The 14,169-nt window shown below is 42.2% G+C and carries 16 protein-coding genes; 3 read left to right on the top strand and 13 right to left on the bottom strand.

Annotated elements, in window-relative coordinates; translation table 11 throughout:
* Nucleotides 1–40 precede the first annotated feature (40 nt).
* The 9 genes from ACUXV0_RS14860 to ACUXV0_RS14820 all read right to left on the bottom strand — a co-directional run bounded on the left by ACUXV0_RS14860 (nucleotide 41) and on the right by ACUXV0_RS14820 (nucleotide 8,537).
* Nucleotides 41–940 carry a helix-turn-helix domain-containing protein gene (locus tag ACUXV0_RS14860; RefSeq protein ID WP_446190354.1) on the bottom strand — a complete coding sequence of 300 codons (900 nt, stop codon included), beginning with the start codon at nucleotides 938–940 and terminating at the stop codon, nucleotides 41–43.
* Between the two features lie 2 nt (nucleotides 941–942).
* Nucleotides 943–1,701, bottom strand: a complete 759-nt coding sequence (locus tag ACUXV0_RS14855; protein ID WP_446190353.1) for a cyclase family protein — start codon at nucleotides 1,699–1,701, stop codon at nucleotides 943–945.
* Nucleotides 1,702–1,737: 36 nt separating this feature from the next.
* Nucleotides 1,738–2,505 (bottom strand): SDR family NAD(P)-dependent oxidoreductase, encoded by a 768-nt coding sequence (locus ACUXV0_RS14850; protein WP_446190352.1) that lies wholly within the window; start codon nucleotides 2,503–2,505, stop codon nucleotides 1,738–1,740.
* 82 nt (nucleotides 2,506–2,587) lie between these two features.
* A complete protein-coding gene (gene hisD / locus ACUXV0_RS14845) occupies nucleotides 2,588–3,865 on the bottom strand; it encodes a histidinol dehydrogenase (protein ID WP_446190351.1) in 1,278 nt (425 codons plus the stop codon).
* A gap of 36 nt (nucleotides 3,866–3,901) precedes the next feature.
* Nucleotides 3,902–4,189, bottom strand: coding sequence for an antibiotic biosynthesis monooxygenase family protein (locus ACUXV0_RS14840; RefSeq protein ID WP_446190350.1), 288 nt, complete (start codon nucleotides 4,187–4,189; stop codon nucleotides 3,902–3,904).
* 78 nt (nucleotides 4,190–4,267) lie between these two features.
* The gene (locus ACUXV0_RS14835) at nucleotides 4,268–5,221 is read right to left on the bottom strand and encodes a fumarylacetoacetate hydrolase family protein (RefSeq protein WP_446190349.1); all 954 of its coding nucleotides are present in this window, start codon (nucleotides 5,219–5,221) and stop codon (nucleotides 4,268–4,270) included.
* A 14-nt stretch (nucleotides 5,222–5,235) separates the two neighbouring features.
* Nucleotides 5,236–6,372 (bottom strand): FAD-dependent monooxygenase, encoded by a 1,137-nt coding sequence (locus ACUXV0_RS14830; protein ID WP_446190348.1) that lies wholly within the window; start codon nucleotides 6,370–6,372, stop codon nucleotides 5,236–5,238.
* 31 nt (nucleotides 6,373–6,403) lie between these two features.
* Complete coding sequence (locus tag ACUXV0_RS14825) at nucleotides 6,404–7,519, bottom strand: alpha/beta hydrolase family protein (RefSeq protein ID WP_446190347.1); 1,116 nt, start codon at nucleotides 7,517–7,519, stop codon at nucleotides 6,404–6,406.
* A gap of 28 nt (nucleotides 7,520–7,547) precedes the next feature.
* Nucleotides 7,548–8,537 carry a VOC family protein gene (locus ACUXV0_RS14820; RefSeq protein WP_446190346.1) on the bottom strand — a complete coding sequence of 330 codons (990 nt, stop codon included), beginning with the start codon at nucleotides 8,535–8,537 and terminating at the stop codon, nucleotides 7,548–7,550.
* A 301-nt stretch (nucleotides 8,538–8,838) separates the two neighbouring features.
* Here ACUXV0_RS14820 and ACUXV0_RS14815 point away from each other — a divergent pair, with 301 nt between their 5' ends.
* On the top strand, nucleotides 8,839–9,291 hold the full coding sequence (locus ACUXV0_RS14815) for a hypothetical protein (RefSeq protein ID WP_446190345.1): 453 nt from the start codon (nucleotides 8,839–8,841) through the stop codon (nucleotides 9,289–9,291).
* Between the two features lie 19 nt (nucleotides 9,292–9,310).
* Here ACUXV0_RS14815 and ACUXV0_RS14810 read toward each other — a convergent pair whose 3' ends face one another.
* From ACUXV0_RS14810 to ACUXV0_RS14795, 4 genes are all read right to left on the bottom strand, one after another.
* Entirely contained in the window at nucleotides 9,311–10,081 is a 771-nt protein-coding gene (locus tag ACUXV0_RS14810) for an SDR family NAD(P)-dependent oxidoreductase (protein WP_446190344.1), read from the bottom strand.
* Between the two features lie 11 nt (nucleotides 10,082–10,092).
* Nucleotides 10,093–11,277, bottom strand: a complete 1,185-nt coding sequence (locus tag ACUXV0_RS14805) for a multidrug effflux MFS transporter (protein ID WP_446190343.1) — start codon at nucleotides 11,275–11,277, stop codon at nucleotides 10,093–10,095.
* 10 nt (nucleotides 11,278–11,287) lie between these two features.
* Nucleotides 11,288–11,773, bottom strand: a complete 486-nt coding sequence (locus ACUXV0_RS14800; RefSeq protein WP_446190342.1) for a cupin domain-containing protein — start codon at nucleotides 11,771–11,773, stop codon at nucleotides 11,288–11,290.
* An 83-nt stretch (nucleotides 11,774–11,856) separates the two neighbouring features.
* A complete protein-coding gene (locus ACUXV0_RS14795) occupies nucleotides 11,857–12,717 on the bottom strand; it encodes a helix-turn-helix domain-containing protein (RefSeq protein ID WP_446190341.1) in 861 nt (286 codons plus the stop codon).
* 161 nt (nucleotides 12,718–12,878) lie between these two features.
* On the opposite strand from ACUXV0_RS14795, the gene pcaH reads away from it, so the two are divergent.
* Together pcaH and pcaG are read left to right on the top strand one after the other, a co-directional pair.
* A complete protein-coding gene (gene pcaH, locus ACUXV0_RS14790; RefSeq protein ID WP_446190340.1) occupies nucleotides 12,879–13,586 on the top strand; it encodes a protocatechuate 3,4-dioxygenase subunit beta in 708 nt (235 codons plus the stop codon).
* Nucleotides 13,587–13,600: 14 nt separating this feature from the next.
* Nucleotides 13,601–14,152 carry a protocatechuate 3,4-dioxygenase subunit alpha gene (pcaG, locus tag ACUXV0_RS14785; protein ID WP_446190339.1) on the top strand — a complete coding sequence of 184 codons (552 nt, stop codon included), beginning with the start codon at nucleotides 13,601–13,603 and terminating at the stop codon, nucleotides 14,150–14,152.
* The last annotated feature ends 17 nt before the right edge of the window (nucleotides 14,153–14,169 follow it).

Below are 14,169 nucleotides of genomic sequence, written 5' to 3'. Positions count from 1 at the left end.
TTCTAAGAATCAAAATACAGTCAATACTTGTCAAAATCAATCAGGAATTCTGATATGCTTTAGGACTTAGCCCGGTCTGGCTTTTAAAGAATCTTGAGAAATTACTTGGGTTTTGATTGCAGAGTCTCACCGCTACTTCAGCTATTTGTAAGTCAGAATATTTCAGGAGACTTTTAGCTTCCATAATGATCAGTTCATTAAGTAGCTCCTGAGCAGTTTTATGTGTAATCTGCTTTACACATTTATTGAGGTGATTAGGGGTAACATTCAGTAGATCTGCATACTCAGACACCTTTTGTAACTGATAGATTTTCTGAGCCAATGCGTCTTTGTATTGATTTACTAAAAGTGCAGCAGCGGTATTCAGAACATTCTCCACCTCTTTGGTAGCAAAGAGGCTAGCTTCTGAAAGAATATTAAGAATCTTAAATACGATCAAATTATAATTATCACCGTCAAAAGACTCATAAACCTCCAATAAATCATCTAAGCCACGGCATATTCTTTCTTTGGTTTTCTCATCTACCTCCACCACCGGATTGGCCAAAAAGCCTAAAAAGTCGTATTGCTGTAGCAGTTTCAGCTGAGTGCTGTCGTGAAAAATATCAGGACTAAAGTGCACATAATAGCCTTTGACATCAGGGCTCATAAACTTATGCTCCGTTATCTGATACGCCGGCAGAAAAAAGAACTGATTAGGTATTATTTCATATTCAGAGAGTCCTTTGCTACGTATAGAACTTCCCTGAGTTAAAAAGATAAAATCATAGGTTACCTTCCTGTGAGGAGGCAGGGGAAAAGTGAGCTTATTGACATAACTCTCCAGCCTATTGATATGAAAAAGGTGCCGACCGGTAAATTGCGGCATGGCCGCTATATCGTTTCCGAAATGGAAACTATCCATTTCTTCTGCAGTTAGAACCGGAACAGTACTATTCATTTTTAGTTTTCAATTATGGCCACAGCACGAGTCCAGCCTGCACTAGCTTTTTTAATCTTTGCAGGAAAACAAGCCACCTTAAAACCATAAGGGGGTATCTGATCCAGATTAGCCATTTTTTCTATCTGACAGTACTCTTTTTCAATTCCTACATAGTGGGCCTGCCATATCACGCCAGGTCTCGGATTAGCCTTGTAGTCTTCAGCCTGAATATGCAGGGGAATATCCCATCCCCATCCATCTGTACCCATTACTTTAACGCCTTGATCAATTAACCAATGCGTAGCTTTGGCTGAAGCACCTACATGTATTTTTACATAATCTTCGTCGTGAAGTCTTTTATCTGCATCGCAACGAATGAGCACAATATCGTAAGGTTTTAGAGAATAATTGATATCTGCTAATTTTTCTTTCAAATCTTCTACTTCAATCATGTAGCCATCTGGCTTATCAGTAAAGTCCAGTACCACTCCATCATGAAAGAACCAATCAAGCGGCATTTCATCAATAGTTCTGGCAGGTTTTCCCTCCGAAGTGGGGAAATAATGATAGGGTGCATCTACATGCGTACCGCAATGGCTGGTCACTGTAAGCGTCTCACCAGCAGGGCCATTATCATCAATGAAGCAGTCTGTCATACCGCCAAAAAGCCCAGCACCTATTTTCTTGGCTCCTGCCTTATGATCTTCATAGTCAATCTTGGTAGGCAGTGGCTCTTTGATGTCTTCAGATATCGTTACAGAAAGGTCAATTATTTTCATCTTCTAGTTGATTAAGAATTATTTAAATAGTTTAAATCACAGTAGAAGTCTTCCGCCATCTACTGTCAGAATGCCCCCGGTACTCATTTTTAATTGATCTGCCAGAGCAAAAACGGCATTGGCCACATCTGCTCCGGTGGCAAATTGCTCCATAGGTGTATGCTCCATTTGACTTTGCAAAAACTCTGGTGGAAAGTTTTTGGTGTACTCCCCTTCAACAAAACCAGGAGAAACTGACATTACCCTGATTTTTGGTGCCAGCACCCGGGCCAATGACCGTGTCATTGAATCTAAAGCGGCTTTTGAGGCACAGTAGGCTACATTTGAGCCAATACCAAACAGGCCAGCAATAGAAGAAATATTGACCACCAAAGCCGAATTCCTCCCGCCATCCTCAGTGGCTGATTTCTTCTCTGCAGCAGCCTCTAATAATTCTCTCATGACTCTCACCATAGCGAAACTCCCCCGAAAATTCGTCTGCATTATTTTATCAATCCACTCATCAGTAAGCCCCTCCAGGTCATTATGAGCCACAGGAGTGGTGATACCGGTATTATTGACTAAAACATCCAGCTTGCCGTATTTCCTCTCCACGTAATCGTACAAATCTGCCAGGCAAGAGGCATCAGTATTAGGTGCTTTAAAAATACTATGATCTTTCCCAGCCAGGGTTTCCTGCACCTGTTCGGCTTTCTGCCTATTAGTATTATACGTAATGACAACTGAGTAACCATTCTCTGCAAACTTCCGGCAAATAGCCGACCCTATTTCTCCCGATCCTCCTGTAACTAGTGCTGTCTTCATCTTTCTTCTTTTTGGTTGTCTACAAAATTGGTTTCCTAAGATATCATCAAAACCTCATTTGATAAGTCTCACTAAACTTAAACTATTTGCCATACCTTCTCACACGAATATCCGCTTGTTCCTTGTGCCCGGCAAAATTCTCTATCTCACATAGTCTGGAACAATACTCGCCGATCATAGCACTGGCTTCAGGAGTCTTCACTTCCTGATACGTACAAGTTTTCATAAACTTACCTACCCAGAGCCCTCCGGTGTATTTGGCTCCATGTTTTGTAGGAAGGGTGTGATTGGTACCAATTACCTTGTCGCCATAGGCCACATTGGTATATTTCCCAAGGAAAAGTGCCCCGTAATTGGTCATATTCTCTAAGAAATAACGTGGATCTGCGGTCATTACCTGCACGTGTTCGCTGGCAATTCTGTCGGCTTCCGCCACCATTTCATCTACGCTGTCTACCACAATCACCTGACCGTAATCTTTCCAGGCTATGCTGGCCACATCTGCAGTAGGCAGTGTTTTTAACTGTCGCTCTACCTCCGCTATAGTTTCCAGACCAAGTTTCTCAGAGTTGGTTAGAAGTATGGCCGGAGAGCCCGGACCGTGCTCTGCCTGACCCAGCAGATCGGTAGCACAAATTTCTGCGTCAGATGTTTCATCTGCTATCACCAGGGTCTCTGTAGGCCCTGCCAGCAAATCAATTCCGATTTTACCAAAAAGCTGCCTTTTGGCTTCAGCTACATAGGCATTTCCTGGCCCTACTACCATATCTACCTTTTCAATGGATTCTGTACCCAAAGCCATAGAAGCGATGGCAGGCACGCCACCGAGTAGATAAATCTCATCTGCACCAGCCAGATGCATAGCCGTCACGGTTTCGGCAGGTATTTTCCCTTGAATAGGAGGTGTAAAGGCCAATACTCTTTTTACCCCCGCTACTTTTGCTGTAAGCACACTCATATGTGCAGAAGCCACCATGGGGTATCTGCCGCCTGGTATATAACAGCCTACACTATTGACCGGGATATTTTTATGCCCCAAAAAAACACCCGGAAGTGTCTCTACCTCTATATCTTTTAACGCATTTTTTTGATGCGTAGCAAAATTTCTGATTTGCGTCTGAGCAAACTTAATATCCTCAATAGTTTGAGGATCAACCCCATTCACGATTTCTTCAATTTGCTCCTGAGATAATTTAAAACTCTCCGGAGACCATTTGTCAAAACGTTCTGATATGGCTCTCACAGCAACATCCCCGCCATTACGAACTTCATCGATTAGCCCTTCTACAGCGTCTCTTACTTTCCTGTCTTTGCTATCTGCCTCATACAGCCCGATAGCCTCTTTCAATATTTTTTTCATTTATTCTTCCTATTCGAATCAATTGCAGATTAAAATTTACACTCCCGAAAAATGCTCTACCTCAGGAGCCGAGGCAAAAAAGGGAGAGATAACGGCCCTCCACTGAGGAAACAGCTCAGACTCTCTGAAGCCCACGGTATGATCTTCCAGCGTTTCCCATGAGATCAATGCTACCACACAGTTGGGATTTTCGACAGATCTTTTGAATTCAATTCCCAGAAATCCTTTCGCCTGTGAAATCACCTCCACAGCTTTTGGTGTTTGCTTTAGAAAACTTTCGACTTCATCCTCCTTGATATAAAGCTTTGCAAATTCCAGTATCATATTTTTTGATTTATGAGTGTAAAAAAGAGGATCACCCTTCATAGAAAGATGACCCTACCGTTTACTTAAGTTTAAAACTTAAACCACTTCGTTTCTTAACAGGCCAATCCCTTCAATTTCCAGTTCTACCACATCACCCGGTTCTAGCGGGCGGTGAATTTTGAAGTTATTTTCGATTAAACTACCCCAGCCCAGGGTGCCAGAACCAAAGACATCTCCGGGCATCAGGTTTACACCATTCTCAGATGCTCTTTCTATCATCTGTGAGAAGGTATAATGCACCGTTTTATAATTTCCTTCACAAACGGTCTCTCCGTTTATTCTTGAAGTCATTTTTAGGTCAAAACGGTCTCCCTTAATCTCTGGTACTCGAAGAGGTTCTTCAAAGAACTCCTCTGAAAATGGGACTCTGTATTGCTCAAACTCGTCTGCAGTAACTATACAAGGGCCTATGGCATTGGCAAAATCCTTTCCTTTACAAGGCCCCAGGGGCAGCATCATTTCCTTTTTCTGGATTTCGCGGGCGGTCCAGTCATTGAAAACCGTGTACCCAAATATATACGACTCCGCATCTTCTTTTTTGATATCGCTTCCCTTCTTACCGATCACCATACCGAGCTCCAATTCAATATCCAGTTTACGTTCTTTTTCGGGTCTTTTGATTTTATCATTCGGCCCATAAACCGCCTGGTGATTTGTGAAATAGTAGATGGGCATTTCGTACCAAACTTCGCTAATGGTGTGCCCAAAAGACCTGGAGGCATTGAGCATATGCATCTCAAAACCAATGTAATCTCTAAAACTTCGAGGGTTTGGCAGTGGTGCTAAAAGTGTAATCTCAGCAAGCAGATAATGCGGCTCTACATCTCCCAAACTTTTAATAAGCTCAAAATACTTTTCATGATGATCTATAAAGGTCAACATATCTCCCGGCAGCTCTGAGGAAGCCTTTTGCATGTCAACAACCGCCTCACCCACCAGCCAGCCAATGCTAGTTTCTCCGTTCTTATTCTTAAAAGTTACTAATTTCATTTGCTCTGCTTCTTCTAAATAGGTGCTACTAATTTGCCACAGGTGATACCCATCAATTTTCCCGGGTTTGCTTCCTCTGGCAATGGCTGGCCCGTAAACTCCATCAGCTCCCACTTCCCCAAGGTTTCTGAGGCTTCCACCACCATTTTACAGCGTTCATATCGGCGTTCCATATAATTTCCTAAAGCTGTTTCCATTGATTGCTCTTTAGATAGTTCTTCTGTCAAAACTACCGCATCCTCAATGGCCAGGGCAGCCCCGGAGCCCAGCTGCGGAATAGTAGCATGAGCAGCATCTCCCAAAACCACCACACGGTTTTTAAACCAAGGTGCCGGCAAGTTCAGCGTATCCAATGTTCTGTAATTTACCAAACCGGCATCTGTGACATCTTCTATGAGATCCTGAATCATTTTTACCGGGTATTCACTCATGTATTCTTTGAGCTTTGGCACCAGCTGAGCCTGATCTATCCGTGGGTCCTCGCCTTCAGCAGAAACCAAAAACATATAGATAGAATCGTCTGACATTGGGATAAGCCCCACTTTAGATTTCTTCCCAAAAAACATCATCCCGGTCTCTAATTCAGTAGGCCTTTTGAAGGCATACCTCCAAACAGAAAGCCCTACATACTCGGGTGTGTATTCTCCAAACTCCAGACTTCTCATTCGGGAATTAATGCCGTCTGCAGCAATGAGTAGGTCATAGGAGCCTTTAGAGCCATCAGAAAATTTTACATCAACTCCGTCAGTTTTATTCTCCAGACTTTCTACTGTCTGACCCATCCTGAAAGCAATACCAAGCTCCTCACATTTTTCAAAAAGCACCTCATGCAGTACTCTTCTGGAAATACCGTTATGACTTGGAAATCTGCCAATGGGCGGCGTTCCGGCTTCACCTATCTGCGTACCATTTACTATGTGTAACTTGATTTTATCATAAGGATAACCTCTCTTTAATGTTTCATCAGCTACACCGATGGCATCTAACGCTCGCAAAGCATTGGCTTGCTGAATAATACCAACTCCATAAACATCAAAGGCCTGTTGGAGCTCTACTATCTCCACATCAAAACCTTTTTGTGCCAGGCCAATAGCGGCGGTTTGGCCGCCAATACCGCCACCTACAATCAGTATTTTTTTAAGGTCATTCATGTATTTCAAAGGGTTGAGTTATAGAAAAGAATCAGGCCTTTATTTTTTCGGCTATCCAATCGTACATATCAAGCGTAGGCATAAAGTCATCTACCTGACAGTGCTGAGCTCCACTTTCTCCCTCGGGCACTATCTTCATTTGATGCTCACAGGTGAGGTGTTTCTCTAATTCAATGGCGTGTTCTACAAAATTCTGTTTATCGCCGCCACCATGCATGATAAACGTAGGCATTGAAATTTTCTCTGCCACACCGTTTTCAAGAGTATAACCTTTGAGCTTTTCCAGCACCTCCTCATACGATTCCGCATCCATGATGTGCATTACTATTTCTGCCAATGGATGCTTTCCATTTCTGCCTGCCCACACAGAATAATAGGACCAAACTGCCCCGAAAATCATACAGACTTTAAAACGAGGCTCAAAAGCCGCACAGCGGGCAGCCATATAACCACCCATTGACACACCAGCTATACCTACACTCGTGGTATCCACTTCGGCCTGAAGATTCTCCAAAACCCAATCTAACACGGCCGTACCTGCAACATTAAAGTCATACCTAGAATGAATATGATTTAAACGTAACGCGGCTCCTTGCCCCGGGCCATCTATAGCCAAAAGGGCAATTCCACGTTCATTCAGGTGATTACCTATTCCAAAATAAAGTTCCTCTGCCAGACTATCTAAACCACCAAACATCACCATCACCGGAGGATTTTTCACCCCCGCAGGCTTGAAAAGATAACCCGGTAAAAAAGAACCTTCAAAAGGCACTTCTATAGTTAGCGGCTTTTCATCAAAATACTTGATGGCTCTCAGGAAAGCCTCACGAGCCTTTATATAGGTTTCATTTTTTCTGTCATCATGAAGGTTCATAAAGAACTCTGCACTTCTCAGATAATTAAAGGCTCTAAGGTATGTTCTTCTGGCAGATACAAAGGCACTCTTTTTTTCATAAGCCTCTGCCCACTCAAAAACCTCATTGCCCTTTTTTAACCAGGCCAGATTAAAAGTTTCTCTGTTGGCTGGGTCAATTTCACTCGCCACCTCCAGAATCTCTGCAAACTCTCCGCCACCATAATGTGCCTGAGTCAACGCTCTGTTTACCTGATATGAAGGCATATAATGCCCTGGAAAATAATGCCACATATTTCTCTATTCTAAATGATCTAATCTCTTATATATCTGCCGGCTTTACCACACCATCTGTAAGACCCAGCTTCTTGCCTTTACCCATCTCGGCAAAAGGGTTAGCACTCCCCCAGGCGTCGTTCGGGTTATCTTTTAAATAATGTACATCCAGATGATCTGGAGCAAACACCAATCTGGCACAGGCATAGTATTCAAAAAGAATCCCAGACCCCGGATCCTGAATATAGATAAAGAACCCCTCATCTGCCTTATGGCGTGTAGGTGCTCCCATCACACTTTTGTATCCCTTCTCAATGAAGTAATCGAGGGCCAGCAATACCTCTTCACGGCTGTCTACATTCCAACAGATATGATTTAACACGGCTTCATTCTCTCCGATATTAGGATCAGTAAATACTGCGATATCATGCGATAAATTACCGATGGTATGTAGCCCGCCAATAGGTGGCTTTTCATCATCCATTCTGATTTCATCCGGATTCTTCAATCCCATATTCTTCCAGAATTCTTTCTCAGCAGAATACTTGCCTCTGGCCACCATATAAGTCACATGGTCAAATCGCCTTGGGTTAGCCCCTTTCAGTCTATTACTGGCATATCTGTCGGCATATATACTACCTCTTTCTCCTTCTTCTCTCAGCCATTCCACCTCCCAGAATACTTCATGCATGTGGCCTTCTGGCGACTGAAAACGATAGGCCTTGCCATGCCCCAAATCTCCCTCATGCCACCCTCGGCCTGCTCCTATACTTTCCAGGTAAGTCACACAGTCTTCCAGAGCCTCCGGACTGTCTGCCCGCCAACCTAGGTGACCCAAACCAGACTCCTCACTTTGGGTAAGCTTTAAGGTATGATGAAAGTAGTCTCCCCAGGCTCTCAGATATACAGATCCTTCTTCCTTTCCGGTGATATCCATACCTACTACATCAGCAAAAAACTCAACTGATTTGTCGAAATCCATCGTGAGAACCTCCACATGAGCAAGCTGAGAAAAATAATGAGGGTTACGAGCCATAATATTTTACTATTCTATTTATTTCTTGGACAAATTTAATATCACAAAATCACATCTTGAGAATCGATCTTAATCCATAAATATTCGATATCAATCTATCTGAGGTAATGTATTCAATTATCGACCACTTCCTTATTCATTTGTGATCACAGCAGTCTCTAAGTACACTCAAAAAAGTAAGAGAATTTTATCCTACGGTAATGGGTCCTCCATAAAATAAAATAATGGCCAGTTTCTCTGCCTATTCTCAGATTTTTAGAAAAACAGGAGCATAAATTGAGCTCAAACAAAATAGCCAAAAATGAAAAAACTTATTTTATTTCTATTCTTTTCTCCTTTCCTTTTCACAGCTTGTAATCCCGATGGCGTCGATGCCAGAGCTGATACTTTTCAAGTGAATATTGATGGTGACAAGTTTGTGATTCGTGGTACAGATGCCTACTCGTTCGGCTTCTCTGATGGATCATTTAACGTCTACGGGCTTTCAGAAGACATTACAGTTTACGTGGGTTTTGAGACCGGCATAACAGAAGGAAGTTACCCTATCAGTGATGATGTATATGTCTACGTCATTTATGAAAATGGCGGACCTTCATACTCCAGTTTAGTAGAAGGAAGCAGCGGTACTGTAGAATTGGTTCAGAAATCAGAATCCATCATAAAAGGGAACTTTGATGTAGTAGTCACCAATTTTGATGACCCTAGCGATAAGCTTACTTTAAGTGCCGGTTCATTCAATGTAAATCACTTTTAAGATTCGTCAGATGGTGGGGTCAGGCCAAGGCTCCACCATCTGCTTTGATAGAGCTGCCTGTGATGAAACTAGACTCATCAGAACATAGCCATAGTACCACATCAGCTACTTCATCCGGCTTCCCCATTCTTTTCATTCGCTGAAAATTTATAGCCTCATTTCTGGCTTCTTTGTTCACTGCTAAATTTCTTCGGCCATGCATAATCATCGGTGTTTCTATTGCCGTAGGGCAAACACTATTCACTCGAATATTATGGGTGGCATATTCAATAGCCGCTGTTTTCATCATTCCCTCAATTCCATGTTTTGAGACTGCATAGGGCGAGTTTTCAGGTTGACCAATTAACCCAGCTGCTGAAGATAGCATGACAATATTCCCACCACCGTTTTTGAGCATTTGCTCAAGCTGATATTTCAGCAAGAACCAATTCCCCGTAAGATTGACAGCTATTTGCTGATGCCAAAATTCTTCAGGGTATTCATGGGTTTTAGCAGATAAAGGCCCGGCTACTCCAGCACAATTGGCGGCACAGTCCAGTCTTCCAAAAGCATTGACGGTATTTTGTATAGCATTCTCAACCTGTTCTCTTTGAGATATATCCAGAGTTATCGCTATGGCTCGGGTATTTGAAATCTGTTTTATTTCATTAAGTGTTTGCCCGGCAGCCTCACCATTGATATCAGTAACCACCACCTGGGCACCTTCTTTAGCGAAAGCCAAAGCAGTAGCCTTTCCTATTCCAGAACCTGCTCCAGTTACAAAACAGACTTTATTCTCAAACCTCTTCATTTTCTTTTGATTTATTGAATACCTAACCTTTTCATCCCTAAAAATTGAAGAACTACACTCACCACCGCAATAGAGAGCATCATATAGACCATTGGCCCGGAGGTTCCATCAAAAAAGAGACTCAACAGAGCAATTACCGCGGCGTTTACCATCATAGTGATTGTACCCAGCAGAGCATTGGCCATCCCTACATTTTTCGTGAAGGGAATAAGAGCTAAGGCCAAAGCGTTTGGTCTGATCAAGTGAATAGAAAGCATAAATAGATATAAAGCACCTAACATCAATGGTATGGTGTAAGCCCACTCAACCACTCCAATCAGCAAGACAGAAATCCCGATCTGAATCACAGCCGCCCAGAAAGAAATCTTGGTAGTTTTAAATTTCTTCAGTAAAAACCTATTCAACTGATTACTCATAATCAGGAACGAGGCGGTAGAGGCGAAAACCCAACCAAATTGGCGTGAACTCAAACCAAAAGTCTCCATGAATACAAACGAAGAGCTGGAGATCCAGGCGAACAAACTACCACTGGCCAGAGAAGTAATTAAGGCATAGGTAAAAAATGAAGGTGTAAGCAGTACCGTTTTATAATTGGTCAACATGGCCTTTGGGTGCAGCGAATAATCCTTATCTCGCTCAAGGGATTCGGGCAATAAGAAATAGACGACAAGCCAAATGACAAAAGCCAAAATCCCTAAAAACCAGAAAACCCCATGCCAATGACTAAATTCCAGGATTAGACTTCCTACAGATGGTGCTATAACAGGGGCCACTCCCATGATCAATGCCAAAGTAGAAAAAACGTAAGCGATTTTCTCAGGAGGGAAAACATCACGAACCACCGTTCTACCTCCCACAGAACATAAGCTGGTACCGATGGCCTGCACAAAACGAAAGACTACCAGACTCATTAAACCTGCAGTGAAAACGCAGGCTACGGAGGAGAGCATGAAAATGATCAGCCCCCATAAAATAGGTTTCCTACGACCATACTTATCCAAAACGGGCCCAGCAATTAAATGACCGAGGCAAGAACCCACAAAATAGCTACTCAAGGTTAGAGCTACCTGACCGTGGTTTATTCCTAAATCCTCTGAAATACGCCCAAAAGCTGGTAAATAAAGGTCGGTAGCAAAGGGCATCAAACCGCTGAGTAAGCCCAATACCCAAATGAGTGTTGAATAGTCTTTCTTCAAATTTCTAAGTTTAATGTTCCATAACTTCGGGCAATGGTTGACCGTTTACCTCAAAAGGCTTCGCCTCAGTTAAAACGAATAAGATTCTACATACTTTTTCCTGACTAGGATTGACCCATCGATGAATGGTTCCCCTTTGAATTATCACACTACCCTCTTCTATTCTTTTGACCTGCCCTTCGTCTAATTCGAGGTCAATTTCACCTTTTAAAACTATTCCGTAGTCAATACTATTTGTTCTATGCATCGGCGATGAAGCCCCCGGCTGCATATCTACCACCCTAAAAACAGAACCGCCTTTAAGCGTGGTACCAGCATCTCTAATTCTACCATCAGTGTTATCATTACAGTCAGCGGGAAGCACTTCGGAAGTCCATAAAGTACTCATAGCAGCATCACCGGTAACTATTAACTTTGGGGCAAGATGCTCATCAATCACAAACTGAGCTTTCCCATCTTCAGTGTGACCTGTTACCACTCGTCTTATTTCCTTCATTCTTTATTTTTCAATACCTCAAAATTACTTCGCTACCAATGCACAATAGATAGCCATATCAATCACATCCTATTCAATACCGATCAACCTCTCCTGAAGACGCCAGGCGTAACACCCACTTTTTTCTTAAACAGGCGATTGAAATATGCCGGATCTGTAAAATTCAATTGATAAGCTACCTCCGCTATACTGAATTGAGTGTTGAGTAAATAAATCTTTGCTTCGTCAATCAGAATATTCTGCACCACCTCCAAGGCCGTTTTCCCTACAATTTCTTTGCAAATTCTGTTTAGGTGCACAATCGAAATCCCGAGGTCTTCAGCATACTGTTTGACCAGAACATGCTGATCTAACTTCTGCTTTACCAGTGTCACAAACTTCCTGTAGTGATTCAGCGAGCGATTAGCACCAGAGGCCAAAGAATGCTCCTGATCTTTGTTTGATCGGTAGATTTCGGTCAAAATCAAACCAATCAAGCTACTCATAACATATGGACTATCGGTTTTCGGCTGTGCTACTTCACTTTGAATCCAACGATAATACTCGCGTATTCTCTCAAACGAATCTCTTTGCTCTGAAAAAGAAAAAGCGACAGAATTTTTTAGCCTATCCTCAATATACGGTCGCTCTTTAATGATTGACTGCCAGATTCTGGCTGAAAATGTTAGAACTTCTCCATGAATAGATTCCCTAAATCTGAAACCGTGAAGCGTATTGGCCGGAACCAACAAAACCGAAGTTGGCTGAAATTCAAAAGTATTTCGGTCTATGGTGTATGAACCTCCTCCACTCTCAATTAAAAATAACTGAAACAATTCTCCATGAAAGTGCTCATCTATTTCCCAGTTGTAGGCTTTGCTACGTACTTCTAAGGCCTCTGCTTGCACAAAGTCAGGAGTACGTAAATCGCTTTCATCTCCAAATAAACCAGTAAACTGCCTCAAGCAACTAGATGTTTTATTTATACATATTCAAAAGTATTTATAATAAGCTATTTAACAACAATAACAATTCATAATGTTTAATATGTACAATTTATATTTTTACTTTATCCAAGAATACTTAATACTATTCCTTCAACTTTGTAATAGTAGCATTACAACCCATGAGCCAGATAATTTATAATAAGTTTGACAGAGAAGTACACCCTCAATATCTCTATGAGGGTTATAAATCAACCATTTTACGTGCCCCTACAAAGCCGCTTATTCTGACGAAACAGAATTTAATGGAACAGACAGGGCCGGTTTTTCGAGATTTTAATCTTGGAGAGTTTGACCATGATCTAACCAAAAATTCGATCGTCAATGCAGAGCCTTTGGGTGAGCGGATTTTGGTTCACGGTAAAGTCTATAACGAAAACGGTCAACCAATACCACATACCCTGATAGAGATATGGCAGGCCAACTCTGCCGGCAGATATGTGCACAAGGTAGATCAGCACGAGGCACCATTAGACCCGAATTTTCTGGGTGCCGGCAGATGTATGACAGACGAAAACGGACATTACAAGTTTTATACAATTAAGCCCGGAGCGTACCCTTGGGGTAACCATTATAATGCCTGGAGGCCAAACCATATTCACTTCTCACTTTTCGGGGCCAATATCACCAACAGGCTGGTAACTCAGATGTATTTCCCCGGTGATCCTTTATTAGATTACGATCCTATTTTTCTGGGAATCCCTGAGAAGGGACGAAAACTCTTGGTAGCACAATTTGATATGGACGCCACAGAAGAAGGATTTGCACTGGCCTTTAAGTTTGATTTTGTTTTACGGGGATATAAGGCCACTCCATTTGAGAATATTTAGTCCTACCAGCCGAAATGAAAGTAGAGCAAACCAAAAAAGAAATGAAACAGACACCTTCACAAACTGTCGGGCCATATTTCGCCTACGGACTTACCCCGGAGCAGTACTTATATGACTTCAAAGCTTTAGCGGGCAATGAAATGGTCGATCCTCTCAAAGAAGAGGATTGCATTACCATTTCTGGTCGGGTCTATGATGGTGAAGGCGAGCTTATCCCAGATGCCATGATAGAAATATGGCAAAAGGAAGATGATAAAGAGCTTTTTGGAAGATTTGGCACTGGTACTGACCGTGAAAACAGATTTGTGTTTAAGACTACAAAACCCAAGTCATTTGAGGGCCAGGCTCCATGCCTTATGGTTATCGTTTTTATGAGGGGGCAATTGATTCATACTTATACCCGAATGTATTTTGAGGATGAAGAATCATTGAACAAAACAGACGAAATATTAAATCAGGTCCCGGCAGATAGAAGGTCTACTTTAATGGCTAAAAAAACGAGCTCGGGGTACACATTTGACATCCATATGCAAGGAGAAAACGAAACAGTATTTTTCGATATATGAGTCTTTATTCCAGTTTA

This window comes from Jiulongibacter sp. NS-SX5, assembly GCF_052828545.1.
Note: the sequence above shows the minus strand (reverse complement) of the source record. Positions and strands in the feature narration are given on the sequence as shown.

What these genes read in the sequence shown, in the direction of transcription:
- ACUXV0_RS14840 (WP_446190350.1), bottom strand. Translation starts at nt 4,189, where the DNA reads ATGATACTGGAATTTGCAAAGCTTTATATCAAGGAGGATGAAGTCGAA.
- ACUXV0_RS14855 (WP_446190353.1), bottom strand. Translation starts at nt 1,701, where the DNA reads ATGAAAATAATTGACCTTTCTGTAACGATATCTGAAGACATCAAAGAG.
- ACUXV0_RS14810 (WP_446190344.1), bottom strand. Translation starts at nt 10,081, where the DNA reads ATGAAGAGGTTTGAGAATAAAGTCTGTTTTGTAACTGGAGCAGGTTCT.
- pcaH (WP_446190340.1), top strand. Translation starts at nt 12,879, where the DNA reads ATGAGCCAGATAATTTATAATAAGTTTGACAGAGAAGTACACCCTCAA.
- pcaG (WP_446190339.1), top strand. Translation starts at nt 13,601, where the DNA reads ATGAAAGTAGAGCAAACCAAAAAAGAAATGAAACAGACACCTTCACAA.
- ACUXV0_RS14815 (WP_446190345.1), top strand. Translation starts at nt 8,839, where the DNA reads ATGAAAAAACTTATTTTATTTCTATTCTTTTCTCCTTTCCTTTTCACA.
- ACUXV0_RS14850 (WP_446190352.1), bottom strand. Translation starts at nt 2,505, where the DNA reads ATGAAGACAGCACTAGTTACAGGAGGATCGGGAGAAATAGGGTCGGCT.
- ACUXV0_RS14800 (WP_446190342.1), bottom strand. Translation starts at nt 11,773, where the DNA reads ATGAAGGAAATAAGACGAGTGGTAACAGGTCACACTGAAGATGGGAAA.
- ACUXV0_RS14820 (WP_446190346.1), bottom strand. Translation starts at nt 8,537, where the DNA reads ATGGCTCGTAACCCTCATTATTTTTCTCAGCTTGCTCATGTGGAGGTT.
- ACUXV0_RS14835 (WP_446190349.1), bottom strand. Translation starts at nt 5,221, where the DNA reads ATGAAATTAGTAACTTTTAAGAATAAGAACGGAGAAACTAGCATTGGC.
- ACUXV0_RS14830 (WP_446190348.1), bottom strand. Translation starts at nt 6,372, where the DNA reads ATGAATGACCTTAAAAAAATACTGATTGTAGGTGGCGGTATTGGCGGC.
- ACUXV0_RS14860 (WP_446190354.1), bottom strand. Translation starts at nt 940, where the DNA reads ATGAATAGTACTGTTCCGGTTCTAACTGCAGAAGAAATGGATAGTTTC.
- hisD (WP_446190351.1), bottom strand. Translation starts at nt 3,865, where the DNA reads ATGAAAAAAATATTGAAAGAGGCTATCGGGCTGTATGAGGCAGATAGC.
- ACUXV0_RS14825 (WP_446190347.1), bottom strand. Translation starts at nt 7,519, where the DNA reads ATGTGGCATTATTTTCCAGGGCATTATATGCCTTCATATCAGGTAAAC.